This is a genomic window from Larsenimonas salina, assembly GCF_023736155.1.
GTDB classification, from domain to species: domain Bacteria; phylum Pseudomonadota; class Gammaproteobacteria; order Pseudomonadales; family Halomonadaceae; genus Larsenimonas; species Larsenimonas salina.
The window spans coordinates 259,497-273,286 of record NZ_JAMLJJ010000005.1; the positions used below are offsets into that span (position 1 = coordinate 259,497).

General features: G+C 59.8%; 12 protein-coding genes. 10 read left to right on the plus strand and 2 right to left on the minus strand.

Features of this window, described 5'->3' with window-relative positions:
* The 6 genes from nuoI to nuoN are packed head-to-tail and all read left to right on the plus strand — an operon-like array spanning position 1 to position 6,292.
* Entirely contained in the window at positions 1-540 is a 540-nt protein-coding gene (gene nuoI, locus NAT23_RS11735; RefSeq protein ID WP_251595162.1) for an NADH-quinone oxidoreductase subunit NuoI, read from the plus strand.
* Between the two features lie 18 nt (positions 541-558).
* Positions 559-1,122, plus strand: a complete 564-nt coding sequence (gene nuoJ, locus NAT23_RS11740) for an NADH-quinone oxidoreductase subunit J (RefSeq protein ID WP_251928549.1) — start codon at positions 559-561, stop codon at positions 1,120-1,122.
* Positions 1,119-1,427 carry an NADH-quinone oxidoreductase subunit NuoK gene (nuoK, locus tag NAT23_RS11745; protein WP_251595166.1) on the plus strand — a complete coding sequence of 103 codons (309 nt, stop codon included), beginning with the start codon at positions 1,119-1,121 and terminating at the stop codon, positions 1,425-1,427. Before nuoJ ends, nuoK begins: the two co-directional genes overlap by 4 nt.
* Positions 1,424-3,280 carry an NADH-quinone oxidoreductase subunit L gene (gene nuoL, locus NAT23_RS11750; RefSeq protein ID WP_251928550.1) on the plus strand — a complete coding sequence of 619 codons (1,857 nt, stop codon included), beginning with the start codon at positions 1,424-1,426 and terminating at the stop codon, positions 3,278-3,280. The genes nuoK and nuoL overlap by 4 nt, the downstream gene beginning before the upstream one ends.
* Before the next feature lie 23 nt (positions 3,281-3,303).
* Positions 3,304-4,827 (plus strand): NADH-quinone oxidoreductase subunit M, encoded by a 1,524-nt coding sequence (gene nuoM, locus NAT23_RS11755; RefSeq protein WP_251928553.1) that lies wholly within the window; start codon positions 3,304-3,306, stop codon positions 4,825-4,827.
* A 7-nt stretch (positions 4,828-4,834) separates the two neighbouring features.
* A complete protein-coding gene (nuoN, locus tag NAT23_RS11760; protein ID WP_251928556.1) occupies positions 4,835-6,292 on the plus strand; it encodes an NADH-quinone oxidoreductase subunit NuoN in 1,458 nt (485 codons plus the stop codon).
* A 31-nt stretch (positions 6,293-6,323) separates the two neighbouring features.
* Here nuoN and NAT23_RS11765 read toward each other — a convergent pair whose 3' ends face one another.
* A complete protein-coding gene (locus NAT23_RS11765) occupies positions 6,324-7,220 on the minus strand; it encodes an esterase-like activity of phytase family protein (protein WP_251928559.1) in 897 nt (298 codons plus the stop codon).
* 131 nt (positions 7,221-7,351) lie between these two features.
* Here NAT23_RS11765 and dapB point away from each other — a divergent pair, with 131 nt between their 5' ends.
* The 4 genes from dapB (at position 7,352) to greA (ending at position 13,286) form a co-directional block, all read left to right on the plus strand.
* A complete protein-coding gene (gene dapB / locus NAT23_RS11770) occupies positions 7,352-8,158 on the plus strand; it encodes a 4-hydroxy-tetrahydrodipicolinate reductase (RefSeq protein WP_251928562.1) in 807 nt (268 codons plus the stop codon).
* Between the two features lie 227 nt (positions 8,159-8,385).
* Positions 8,386-9,531 carry a glutamine-hydrolyzing carbamoyl-phosphate synthase small subunit gene (gene carA, locus NAT23_RS11775; protein ID WP_251928565.1) on the plus strand — a complete coding sequence of 382 codons (1,146 nt, stop codon included), beginning with the start codon at positions 8,386-8,388 and terminating at the stop codon, positions 9,529-9,531.
* Positions 9,532-9,583: 52 nt separating this feature from the next.
* A complete protein-coding gene (carB, locus tag NAT23_RS11780) occupies positions 9,584-12,817 on the plus strand; it encodes a carbamoyl-phosphate synthase large subunit (RefSeq protein WP_251928567.1) in 3,234 nt (1,077 codons plus the stop codon).
* Positions 12,810-13,286, plus strand: a complete 477-nt coding sequence (greA, locus tag NAT23_RS11785) for a transcription elongation factor GreA (RefSeq protein WP_251595182.1) — start codon at positions 12,810-12,812, stop codon at positions 13,284-13,286. Before carB ends, greA begins: the two co-directional genes overlap by 8 nt.
* A gap of 76 nt (positions 13,287-13,362) precedes the next feature.
* Here greA and yhbY read toward each other — a convergent pair whose 3' ends face one another.
* Positions 13,363-13,674, minus strand: a complete 312-nt coding sequence (gene yhbY, locus NAT23_RS11790; protein WP_251928657.1) for a ribosome assembly RNA-binding protein YhbY — start codon at positions 13,672-13,674, stop codon at positions 13,363-13,365.
* Positions 13,675-13,790 lie beyond the last annotated feature (116 nt).

A 13,790-nucleotide genomic window follows, 5' to 3' on the forward strand; every position in this document is an offset into this window, starting at 1 on the left:
ATGATCAAAAGCATACTTGCCGGGACCTGGTCGCAGCTGCGCACGCTCGGCATGGTCTTTATGCATGCGTTTCGAAAACGCGAAACGCTTCAGTATCCGGAAGAAAAGGTCTATCTGCCCCCGCGGTATCGTGGGCGCATTGTTCTGACGCGCGACCCCGACGGCGAAGAGCGCTGTGTGGCGTGCAACCTGTGCGCCGTGGCCTGCCCGGTCGGCTGTATTTCGCTTCAAAAGGGCGAGAAGGACGACGGCCGCTGGTACCCGGAGTTCTTTCGCATCAACTTCTCGCGCTGCATCTTCTGTGGGCTGTGTGAAGAGGCCTGCCCAACGTCGGCCATCCAGCTGACACCGGACTTCGAGCTTGGTGAGTACGACCGCCAGGAGCTGGTGTACGAGAAGGAAGACCTGCTGATCTCGGGGCCGGGCAAGGATCATAACTACAACTTTTACCGCGTCTCGGGGCTCGAGATTGCCGGTAAGAGCAAGGGGGCCGCGCAGAACGAGGCCGAACCGATCGACGTCAAGACGCTGTTGCCGTAACAGCCTAAGGATCTGCTCGTGGAATTTGCATTTTATCTGGCAGCGGCCGTGGCGGTGGTATCGACGCTTAGAGTCGTGACCAGCATCAATCCGGTGCACGCGCTCTTGTATCTGATCGTCTCGCTGATCGCAGTGGCGATGGTGTTCTTCGCTCTCGGCGCCCCCTTTGCAGGCGTACTCGAAATCATTGTCTACGCTGGCGCCATCATGGTGCTGTTCGTGTTCGTCGTCATGATGCTTAACCTGGGCCAGGCCGCCGTCGAGCAGGAAAGCAGCTGGCTGAATCCGAAGATGTGGATCGGGCCGTCCATTTTAGTGGGCATCATGCTTGTGATGATGATCGTTGCGCTCTTTGCAAGCCCGGTCGAGGGCACCATTACCGGTGAACTGATTGACGCCAAGGGCGTGGGCGTGGCGCTGTTCGGACCGTATGTTTTGATGGTCGAGCTTGCCTCGATGCTGCTTCTTGGGGCGCTGGTCACGGCGTATCACCTTGGCCGCGACGACACGTTGCGCCCGGCCCGGGACATGAACGAAAGGCGCCAACATCTGACGCGCGATCACCGGGGGACACGCCAATGACCGGTATTCCAGTCGAACACGGGCTGCTTCTGGCCTCGATTCTGTTTGCCATCGGCCTTGCGGGACTGATGGTTCGACGCAACATGCTCTTCGTTCTGATGTGTCTTGAGATCATGATGAACGCGGCGGCGCTTGCGTTCATCGTGGGCGGCACCCGTTGGGCCCAGCCCGACGGTCAGATCATGTTCATCATGGTGATTACGCTTGCCGCGGCCGAGGCAAGCATCGGCCTTGCGCTGCTCATTCAGCTCTATCGCCGCTTCAGGACCCTGGACATTGACCAGGTAAGTGAGATGAAAGGATGACCCTACTGCCTCTGGTTTTCGTCTTTCCGTTGCTGGGCGCCGTGCTCCTGGCCTTCATTCGCCAGATGCCAAGGCCTCTTGCCGCAACGGTCGGGGTCGGCTCGATCGGGCTTGCGGCGCTCAGTGCGCTGGTCGTCGGCCTCGACTTTTTCTCAAATGGAGCGCAGCCGGTCACGGTGACGCTCTGGCAGTGGATCTCGGTCGGTGACTTCACCCCGCGCTTCTCGCTCTACGTCGATGGGCTGACGCTCACCATGATGAGCGTGATCACCGGCGTGGGCTTTCTGATCCACCTGTTCGCGTCGTGGTACATGACCGAGGATCTGAAAGACACGAGCGGCTATCTCTATACCCGCTTCTTCGCCTACATGAACCTGTTCGTGTTCAGCATGCTGCTGCTGGTGCTGGCCGATAACCTGATGCTCCTGTATCTGGGCTGGGAAGGGGTGGGGCTCTGCAGTTATCTGCTGATCGGCTACTACTACCGGGGCCTTGATAACGCCAAGGCGGCCTTCAAGGCCTTTATCGTTACCCGTGTGGGCGATGTGTTTCTGGCCATCGGCATGTTCATCCTGTTTGCCAAGTTCCAGACCCTCGACATTCAGACGCTGCTTCAGCAGGCGCCAAAGGCGTGGGCGCAGGGCGATCTGATGGCGGAAGTCGCGGCGCTGATGCTGCTTGGGGGCGCGGTCGGTAAATCGGCACAGCTGCCGCTTCAGACCTGGCTTGCCGATGCGATGGCAGGCCCGACGCCGGTCTCTGCGCTGATTCACGCCGCGACCATGGTTACCGCCGGGGTCTATCTGATCGCGCGAACGCACGTCATCTTCGAGCTGGCGCCAATGACGCTCGAACTGGTTGGCATCATCGGCGCGGCCACGCTCCTGATTGCCGGGTTCTCGGCGCTTGCCCAAACCGACATCAAGCGTGTGCTGGCCTATTCGACCATGAGCCAGATCGGCTACATGTTCCTGGCGCTTGGCGTTCAGGCCTGGGACGCTGCGATCTTCCACCTGATGATCCATGCGTTTTTCAAGGCGCTGTTGTTCCTGACGTCGGGCTCGGTGATCATTGCCTGTCATCACGAGCAGGACATGTTCAAGATGGGCGGGCTTCGAAAGCCGCTGAAACTCGCTTACGCCTGTTTCTGGGTTGGGGGCGCAGCGCTTGCGGCGCTGCCGATCGTGACCGCGGGCTTCTATTCGAAAGACGAGATTCTGTGGCTGTCGTTCGCCTCGGGCCATGAAGTGCTTTGGTTCTTTGGGTTGATCGGGGCCTTTTTGACCTCGCTGTACACCTTCCGAATGATCTTTATTACCTTCCATGGTGAGGCCAACACTGAAGCGCATGCGCCGAAGGGGCTTGCGCATCATGTGCCGCTGGTGACGCTTCTGGTGCTGTCGACCTTTGTCGGTGCGCTGATCCACCCGCCACTGGAAGGCGTTCTTCCGGCCTCGCCCGAGGGCGACAGCGAAAGCCTCAAGCTGATTTTCGAGGTGCTGTCCTCGGTGGTCGCAATCGTTGGGCTTGGCATCGCGGCGGCGCTCTTTCTCGGCCGCAGGCGGTTGGTCAAGGCACTGGTCAAGACCGATCTGGGTCGCAACGGCTGGCGCTTTTTCAACAGCGCATTTGCCTTTGACTGGCTTTATGACTGGCTGATCGTCAAGCCGTTTCTGGCCATCGCCTGGCTCCATCGGGTGGATTGGATCAACGCGCTGGTCAACATCTGGCCCTGGCTTGCCAAGCAAGCCCACCGGGGCCTTAGCGTGACCCAGACCGGGCGCATTCGCTGGTACGCAGGCTCGATCACGGCAGGAGCAACCCTGATGCTGGTGCTGCTGGTTCTCGGATAACGACACAAGGAACTGTTAACGTCATGATCCTGCTTTGGCTCATACTCATTCCGTTTATCGGCGGCCTGCTGTGCTGGCAAACCGAGCGGTTCGGCATCAAGCCGCCGCGTGTAATCGCGCTGGTCACGATGCTTTTGGAGCTTGCGATTGCGATCGGGCTCTGGTGGCACGGGGACTACGGACTCGCGGACACCATCGGCGATACGCCGAACTGGGTGCTCGAATATCAACTGCCGTGGATCGAGCGCTTCGGCATCAGCTTCCATCTGGGGCTTGATGGCCTGTCGTTGATCATGATCCTGCTGACCGGGTTCCTGGGCGTTCTGGCCGTAACCTGTTCGTGGGCAGAGATCGACCGGCGCGTTGGATTCTTCCACTTGAACCTTCTGTGGATCATCGGGGCGGTGGTCGGCATCTTCCTCGCGATCGACCTGTTCCTGTTCTTCTTTTTCTGGGAAATGATGCTGGTCCCGATGTACTTCCTGATCGCGCTGTGGGGTCACAGCGGGTCAAAGGGGAACTCGCGGGTCGGCGCGGCGATGAAGTTCTTCATCTACACCCAGGCCTCCGGGCTCTTGATGCTGGTGGCGATTCTGGGGCTGGTGTTCGCGCATTTCCTGCAGGCGGGCGTGTTCACGTTCGACTATTCGGTACTTCGAACGACCACATTGTCCGAGCCGGTGGCGATGCTTCTGATGCTCGGGTTCTTTATCGCCTTTGCGGTGAAGCTTCCGGTGGTGCCGCTGCATGGCTGGCTGCCGGATGCCCACGCTCAGGCGCCAACGGCAGGCAGTGTCGATCTGGCCGGGATTCTTCTGAAAACCGCCGCCTACGGCATGCTCCGCTTCATGATGCCGATGTTCCCCGAGGCGGCAATGCAGTTCGCGCCGGTTGCGATGGCGCTTGGATTGATCGGGATTTTCTACGGCGCCGTCATGGCGTTTTCCCAGACCGACGTCAAACGCTTGATTGCCTGCTCGAGCATTTCCCACATGGGCTTCGTACTGATCGGCATTTTCTCCAATACGTTGATCTCGCTGCAGGGCGTGGTCGCGTTGATGGTTGCGCACGCGTTTTCCTCGGCAGGGCTCTTTATCGTGAGTGGCCAGCTCTATGAGCGGCTCGGCACGCGAGACATGCGTGAGATGGGCGGGCTTTTTGGCAAGGTCGGAGCGCTTCCGGGCTTTGCGATGGTGTTCGTGATGGCCTCGCTCGGCATGCCGGGGACCGCCAATTTCATCGGGGAATTCCTGATTCTCTTCGGGGCGTTTGAAGTGGTGCCCTGGGTGGTGGTGGTCGCAAGCATCGGGTTGGTACTGGCCGCGGTCTATTCCCTGATCCTGATGCAGCGGATCTATTTTGGTCCGGCCAAGATCGATCGTGCCTACTCAGGCCTCGATACCCGTGAATTCCTGATGCTTTTGACGCTGTTCGTGCTCACCATCGCGCTCGGGTTCTTCCCGCAGCTGGTGCTGGATGTTTCCGAGCATGCCATGACCGAGGTGGTTACCTGGGTCTCCGCCGCCACGAACTCTTCGACACTGTAGGGCCGCCATGAATCTGACATTTTCACATCTAATTGCGCTTTTGCCGCTGATGCTGGTCTGTGTGACCGTGGTGATCGTCATGCTGACGGTGGCGTGGCGGCGCAGCCATTTCGTGAGCGCAACGCTTACGGTCATCGGCCTTAACGCTGCGCTTGCCTCCCTGATTCTGGTCGGGCAGGTCGCCCCGATTCAGGTCACGCCGCTGGTGATGATCGACCACTACAGCATCCTGTACATGGCGATGATCCTGATCGCGGCGCTTGCGTGTTCAACGCTTGCCTACGCCTATCTGGAAACGCTGCCGGATCAGCGCGATGAGTTCTATATGCTGCTCGGCTGCTCGGTGGCCGGCGGGCTTTTGCTGGTGTCGAGCCAGCATCTGACGTCGTTGTTCATCGGGCTCGAGCTGATGTCGCTGCCGCTCTATGGCATGGCGGCCTACGCCTTCAAGGAGCGGCTGTCGCTTGAGGCGGGCATCAAGTACATGGTGCTCTCGGCCATGGCGAGCGCGTTCCTGTTGTTCGGAATGGCGCTATTGTACGCCGAAAGCGGCACGCTCTCGTTCACTGGCCTCGGGGCGAGTCTTGCCAATGACGCGCTTCACAGCAACTGGGTCGTGGCAGGCGTTGGCCTGATGGTCGTCGGGCTCGGGTTCAAGGTCTCCGTCGCGCCATTTCATCTGTGGACGCCGGACGTCTACGAAGGGGCGCCGGCACCGGTATCTGCGTTTCTGGCCACCGTCAGCAAGATTGCGGTGTTTGCGGTGCTGATGCGGTTGTTCAGCCTGGCACCGGCGACGGGGGACGGCTGGCTTCATACCGTGATCGCGTTGATGGCGCTGTTGTCGATGGTGGTGGGTAATCTGTTGGCACTGATGCAGAAAAACCTGAAACGCATCATCGGGTATTCGTCGATCGCGCATCTGGGGTATCTATTGACGGCGCTGGTGGCGAGCGACGGTCTGGCGCTCGAGGCGGCGGCGATTTATCTGGCAACGTATGTGGCCACGACGCTCGGCGCGTTCGGCGTGATTACGCTGGTCTCGAGCCCCTACAAGGGCTCGGATGCAGGGCTTTTGTACCATTACCGCGGTCTGTTCTGGCGCCGGCCGTACCTGACGGCGGTGCTGACCGTGATGATGCTGTCCCTTGCCGGCATTCCAATGACCGCTGGCTTCATCGGCAAGTTCTACATCTTCACCGTCGGGGTCGAATCCGAACTCTGGTGGCTGGTCGGGGGTGTGGTACTTGGAAGCGCTCTGGGGCTTTATTATTACCTGAGGGTCATGGTTACGCTGTACCTGAAATCCGCCGATGAGCCCGAGCGCGACGCGCCGAACGACTGGGCGCAGCAGGTTGGTGGCCTGATGGTGCTGCTTTTGGCCGCGCTGGTGTTCCTGATCGGTGTCTATCCGCAGCCGTTGATCGATCTGGTGCAGATGGCCGGGATTCAAATGCCGACCTGATCGTGCGCTCGATGCCTTTGGAAAACGCCGCTTACTGCGGCGTTTTTTTATGGGGAAGCGTGATGTCCATGCAGCTCAATAGAGTGTGTTGAATCAGATTGAAATTGTCGTCGCTGACCATGAGGTAGCGGCCGGGCCTTAAGCGCGTCAGGCCCTCGAAGTTATCCAAAAGCCAGCCGTCGCTCGAGTACAGGGTGGCAAGTGTCGAGACGTCTGCGTGATTCGATGAGCCGAGCCTTGCGTAGCGAAGTGAAATGGCAAGCGGTCTTGGCGGGTCGAAGGCGCGCTCGAGCGTCAAAATGCCTTCACCGAGAGGCGCAAGCGCGGTCAGGCTGCTTTGAGACGGCTCGGCCAGTTCGTAGTGCCACGTATGGCCGTGTAAATCAAAAAGCCGCGTTGTCTTGGCCGGTGCGCCCCTGGGCGGTCGTTCGAGCCCGGCAATAATGGTGCCGTCCTCGAGGGTGCCGACCGCCTCGAGCCCACCGTTGTAGCGAACGCCTTCAAGCGCCTCGGGCCGAAGCGGGGCGCCGACGGCGCGGCCGGTCAGCGTGAAGTATTGCAAGCGGTCGTCGAGTTCCAGCCCGATCAACAGACGCTTGCGCCCCTGTGTGTCGTGGGTGAGCGTCATGCCTTCGGAGTCGCCGGCGCTGCTTTTGAGAATCCGGCCTCTGGGGTCGGTCAGCCGGGTGCTGCCCTGGATCGTCAGGTCGCGCAGGGTATCGCCTTCAAAGGTGAGCGTGCCCCAGTAGAGGCGGGCGCGATCAGAGAGCAGATAGAGCGTTTTCGTCTGCGCATCGAAGGCCAGATCCGAGATGCCGCCAAGCGTGTCGCCTTGTGGGGTTTCGCCGGGCAGGTTCAGGGTTCCGCACCAGTGAACGTTCTCCGATGGGCCTTCGCCTGCCTGGCCCATGCTGACAGGGCCTGCCATCGAACAGCCACTCAGGGCCAGGCCAAGAGCATATGTGGCTAGAAGAATTCGGGGGTGCTTGGGCATCCGGTTGGCGACTCGATTGCGTTATAGTGCGCAAAAGCGTACTACAAGCCATCAAGAGGGACTACATGACACGTATTGCCATTATGGGGGCCGCCGGACGCATGGGCCGTGTACTTCTAACCGCGGCGCATCAGGCCGATAACGCAACGCTCGGCGCTGCCGTGATTCGACCGGGCAGCTCGCTGGTTGGCGTCGATGCTGGTGAGCTTGCCGGGCTTGGCCGGATTGATGTCGCCACAACGGGTGATGTGCGCGCCGTGGCCGACGATATTGATGTGTTGATCGATTTCACTACCCCGCAGCTGACGCTTGAGAATCTGGCCTTTTGTGCCGAGCACGGTAAGGCGATCGTGATTGGCACCACCGGCTTTACCGATGGGGAACTCGAAACGCTCGACAGCTACAAGGCCCGCGTACCGATGGTCTTTGCCGCCAACATGAGCACCGGGGTTAATCTGTTGGTAAACCTTTTGAAGACGGCGTCGAAGGCGCTCGGCGAGGCCGGCTATGACATCGAGGTGATCGAGGCGCACCATCGCCACAAGGTCGATGCGCCCTCCGGCACGGCATTGATGCTCGGTGACGCGGTGGCCGAGCCGCTCGGGCGTACTCTCAAGGAGCATGGCGTGTTTGCCCGTGAAGGCCAGTGCGGCCCACGGCGTGATGATGAGATCGGCTTTGCGACGGTCCGGGCCGGCGACATCGTCGGCGAGCACACGGTGCTGTTCGCGACCGAAGGCGAGCGCATTGAGCTTACCCACAAGGCCTCGAGCCGGATGACGTTCGGCAAGGGCGCGGTGCGGGCGGCTGCGTGGGTCGCAACACAGCCCGCTGGCCGGTTCGACATGCAGGATGTGCTCGGAATCAAGTAAGTCGCTGGTGTCGGCAGGCTGAATCGGGTATCATCGATCCAATTTGGCCGCCGACAGAGGGCGCGTCGAAGCCACCGTACACAAAAAGCGGGATGGAACCTCACAAGGCTTTCGTCCCGCTTTTTTGCGACCTGCAGGCTCGGCCCTGACTGCCCCTGAGCCGGTATCATCACGGCAACAAGGAAACGTCAGGCCCGAGAGATCGATAGTCTTGGGAGGATGTTGCGTTGAAACCGGCAATACTTGCATTGGAAGATGGCACTGTATTTCACGGTATTTCCATTGGTGCAGAAGGCGAAAGCAGCGGCGAAGTCGTCTTCAATACGGCGATGACCGGCTATCAGGAAATACTGACCGACCCCTCCTACTCCCGCCAGATCGTTACCCTCACATACCCCCACATCGGCAGTACCGGCATCAACGAAGAAGACATCGAGTCACAGCGCATCTGCGCCGCTGGCCTGATCATTCGTGATCTGCCCCGTCTGGTCAGTAACTTTCGAAGCGTTCGCGGCCTCGATGAGTATCTGGCTGCCCAGAACATTCAGGGCATTGCAGACATCGATACCCGCAAGCTGACGCGCATCTTGCGGGACAAGGGTGCTCAGAACGGCGCGATCCTTGCAGGCAGTGCTGCCGAAGGCGATGACGCCGCCGAGCGGGCGCTCGAGGCGGCGCGCGGGTTTCCGGGGCTCAAGGGGATGGATCTGGCGAAGGAATCGAGCGTCGAGAAAACGTTCGAGTGGCACGAAGGCGAGTGGGTGCTGGGCAAGGGGTATCTGGACGCGGCCGGTCAGAGCCGTCCGTACCACGTCGTGGCCTTTGATTATGGCACCAAGTACAACATCTTCCGCATGCTGACAAGCCGTGGCTGTCGAGTGACAGTGGTTCCGGCGCAAACGCCGGCCGAGGACGTGCTGGCCATGAACCCGGATGGCGTTTTCCTTTCCAATGGCCCGGGTGATCCCGAGCCGTGCGATTACGCCATTACCGCAATTTCGGGCATTCTCGAGCGTGGCGTGCCGGTCTTCGGGATATGCCTCGGGCATCAGCTTCTGGCGCTGGCCAGTGGCGCCAAGACCGTCAAGATGGGGCATGGCCACCATGGTGCGAACCATCCGGTGCAGGACCTTGAGTCCGGCGTGGTCATGATCACCAGCCAGAACCACGGGTTCGCGGTTGATGAAACGACGCTTCCGGCCAACCTCAAAGCGACGCATCGCTCGCTGTTCGACCAGACGCTTCAAGGCATCGAGCGCACCGATTGCCCGGCCTTCAGCTTTCAGGGTCATCCGGAAGCGAGCCCGGGGCCGCACGATGTGGCGCCGCTGTTCGACCGGTTTGTCGCGATGATGGCCGAGCGCCGCAGTTAAGTCGCCGAACACGCTTTTTGTATTACATCACCAGGTTTACGCGGACACTGTCATGCCCAAACGTACCGACATCCAAAGCATTCTGATCATTGGCGCTGGCCCGATCGTTATCGGCCAGGCCTGCGAGTTCGACTATTCCGGCGCTCAGGCGTGCAAGGCGCTGCGTGAAGAGGGGTACCGGGTCATTCTGGTCAACTCCAACCCGGCCACCATCATGACCGACCCGGTCATGGCGGACGCGACCTACATCGAGCCCATCACGTGGGAAACGGTCGCGCGCATCATCGAAAAAGAGCGCCCCGATGTGCTGCTGCCGACCATGGGCGGCCAGACGGCGCTCAACTGTGCGCTCGAACTCGAGCGCCAGGGCGTGCTGGAGAAGTTCGGGGTCGAGATGGTCGGCGCCAACGCTCAGACCATCGAGAAAGCCGAAGACCGCGACCTGTTCGACCAGGCGATGAAGAACATCGGCCTCGAGTGCCCGAAAGCCAAGATCGCGCATGAGATGGATGAGGCGTGGGAGATTCAGAGCGAACTCGGCTTCCCCTGCATCATTCGTCCGTCCTACACCATGGGTGGCTCCGGCGGCGGCGTGGCGTACAACAAGGAAGAGTTCGAAGAGATCTGCCACCGCGGATTCGAGCTGTCCTCCAACCATGAGCTTTTGATCGACGAATCGCTTTTGGGCTGGAAGGAGTACGAGATGGAGGTCGTTCGGGACAAGAACGACAACTGCATCATCGTATGTGCGATCGAGAACTTTGACCCGATGGGCGTGCACACCGGCGACTCCATTACGGTTGCGCCAGCGCAGACGCTGACCGACAAGGAATATCAGTTGATGCGTAACGCATCCCTTGCGGTGCTGCGCGAGATCGGTGTCGAGACCGGCGGGTCCAACGTGCAGTTCGGCGTGGATCCGAACACCGGTCGGATGGTCGTCATCGAGATGAATCCGCGCGTGTCGCGCTCTTCGGCGCTGGCCTCGAAAGCCACTGGCTTCCCGATTGCCAAGATCGCGGCAAAGCTTGCGATAGGTTACACCCTCGACGAGCTTCAAAACGACATCACCGGTGGGGCGACGCCTGCGTCGTTCGAGCCGGCGATCGACTACGTCGTGACCAAGATTCCCCGGTTCACGTTTGAAAAATTCCCGCAGGCCAACGACCGTCTGACCACCCAGATGAAATCAGTGGGCGAGGTCATGGCGATCGGTCGTACCTATCAGGAGTCGATGCAGAAAGCGCTGCGCGGCCTCGAGATCGGTGTGGACGGGTTCGCACCGAAACTGACCCGCTTCGACGATGAATCGATGACCCTGCTTCAGGGCGAGCTTCAGCGTCCAGGCGCCGACCGCATGTTCTATGTTGCGGACGCCTTCAGAGCCGGTCTCTCGCTTGATCAGGTGTTCAATTACACCAAGATCGATCGCTGGTTCCTGGTTCAGATTCAGGAGCTGATCGAGCTTGAGGCGGTCATCGGCACGAAGGGCTTTGCCGACCTCGATTACCGCGAGGTCTTTGGCTGGAAGCGCAAGGGCTTCAGCGATGAGCGCATCGCACACCTGATGGGCGTGTCCGAAAATGAGTTCCGGGCGTTTCGTCACACGCTCGGCCTGCACCCGGCCTACAAGCGCGTCGATACCTGCGCGGCCGAGTTTGCCACGTCCACGGCGTACATGTACTCGACCTACGAGGAAGAGTGCGAAGCCGAGCCAAGCGACCGTAAAAAAATCATGGTGCTCGGTGGCGGTCCGAACCGGATCGGTCAGGGCATCGAGTTCGACTACTGCTGCGTTCACGCCGCACTCGCCATGCGCGAGGACGGCTATGAAACCATCATGGTCAACTGCAACCCTGAAACCGTTTCGACCGATTATGACACCAGTGACCGCCTCTATTTCGAGCCGGTAACGCTTGAGGATGTGCTCGAGATCGTCGCCAAGGAAAAGCCGGTCGGTGTGATCGTGCAGTTCGGTGGCCAGACACCGTTGAAGCTTGCGCGTGATCTCGAGGCGGCGGGCGTGCCGATCATCGGTACCACGCCTGATGCGATCGACCGGGCCGAAGACCGTGAGCGATTCCAGCACATGATCGAAAAGCTTGGCCTGAAGCAGCCGCCCAACGCGACGGCGCGGAGTTTCGAGGAGGCGTTCACCAAGGCCGAAACCATCGGTTATCCGCTGGTGGTGCGCCCGAGTTACGTGCTGGGTGGCCGGGCGATGGAGATCGTTTACACCGCCGACGAACTCGAGCGTTATATGACGTATGCGGTCAAGGTCTCCAACGACTCACCGGTGCTGCTCGATCACTTCCTGAATCACGCGGTGGAAGTCGACATCGACGCTGTCAGCGACGGTAAGCAGGTCGTGATTGGCGGCATCATGCAGCACATCGAACAGGCCGGCGTGCACTCCGGCGATTCCGCCTGCTCGCTGCCGCCGTATTCGCTGCCCGCCGATGTTCAGGACGAGATGCGCGATCAGGTCAAGCGTATGGCGCTGGAGCTGAATGTGGTGGGCTTAATGAACGTGCAGCTGGCGTGGCAGGATGGCGAGATCTATGTGATCGAGGTCAACCCGAGAGCGTCACGCACCGTGCCGTTCGTGTCCAAGTGCATCGGGCGTTCGCTTGCCCAGGTAGCGGCGCGCTGCATGGCCGGTCAGACGCTTGCCGAGCAGAATTTCACCCTTGAGCGCATCCCGAGTTTTTATAGCGTCAAGGAAGCGGTGTTCCCGTTCAACAAGTTCCCAGGCGTTGACCCAATCCTGACGCCGGAAATGAAATCCACCGGTGAGGTGATGGGCAGTGGCGAGACCTTCGCCGAGGCCTTCTATAAAGCCCAGATCGGCGCGAGTGAGGCGATGCCGCCGTTAACCGGCGACCGCACGGCGTTTCTGTCGGTTCGGGATCCGGATAAGGCCGAGGTTATCGATGTGGCACGCTCTCTGCTAACATTGGGCTTTTCCTTGATCGCAACTCGAGGCACGGCCGAGGCGCTTACCGAGGCGGGCATCGAGGTCAGCGTGGTCAATAAGGTGTACGAAGGCCGTCCGCATATTGTCGATATGCTCAAAAACGACGAAGTGGCCTACATCGTAAATACCACCGAAGGCCGTCAGGCGATCAGCGATTCCTCCGTCATCCGCCGTACTGCACTTGCTCATAAAGTGCCTTATGCGACCACGATCGCAGGCGCTAAGGCGGTCTGTATGGCGCTTGAATATGGCAACGATATTAAAGTGCGTCGGCTGCAGGAGCTGCACGCAGGAGTAGTTTATGAATAAATTTCCCATGACCGTGGAGGGCGAGCGTGCCCTTCGGGAAGAGTTGGAGCATTTAAAGGGTGTCGAGCGCCCTACCGTGATTGCCGCAATCTCGGAAGCCCGTGAGCATGGCGACCTGAAGGAAAACGCCGAGTATCACGCTGCGCGGGAGCAGCAGGGGTTCATCGAGGGGCGTATTCAGGAGATCGAATCCAAGCTATCGGCGTGCCAGGTAATCGATGTCACCAAGATGCCGGCCAATGGCAAGGTGATCTTCGGTGTGACGGTCAGTCTGACCAACCTCGATACCGATGAAGAAGTCTGCTATCGCATCGTTGGTGAAGATGAGGCCGACATCAAGCAGGGCAAGATTTCAGTCACTTCTCCGATCGCGCGTGCGCTGATCGGCAAGGAAGAGGGCGACGTGGTCAACGTCAAGACGCCCGGTGGCGAAGTCGAGTACGAAATCAGTGAGGTCGAGCACCGCTGAGTGCTCGAGCCTGACTGAAACACCAACGCCCGCAAATGCGGGCGTTGGTGTTTTCACAAGGGCCAAAGCGGAACCTTCAGGAGGTGTGACGTGCCACGTTGGACAGCTTCGGTTTCGCCTTGGGGTTCTTTCGATAAAGCAAAACCATCTTGCCGATAGTTTGCACAACCTCTGAACGTGTCCCCATACTGATCTCGGACAGCAAGGCCTTGCGCGCATCGCGATCGGGTATGGCAATCTTGACCTTGATCAATTCATGATCGAACAGCGCTCGATCGATTTCAGCCATGGCGCCATCGGACAGGCCGTTTTCGGAAACCAGAACGACCGGGTTCAGGTGATGCCCGATGCTGCGAAAGCTTTTCTTTTGTGCCGCTGTAAGGCTCATGGTATCTTCTTTGCTCGTATAAACGTCGGTAATTCGTGTGCTGGCGTCCATTCTACGCTAGTCACCCAAGCCATCGCCAACCCTGCATGCCTTACGCGGTATAATAAAGGGTGTGA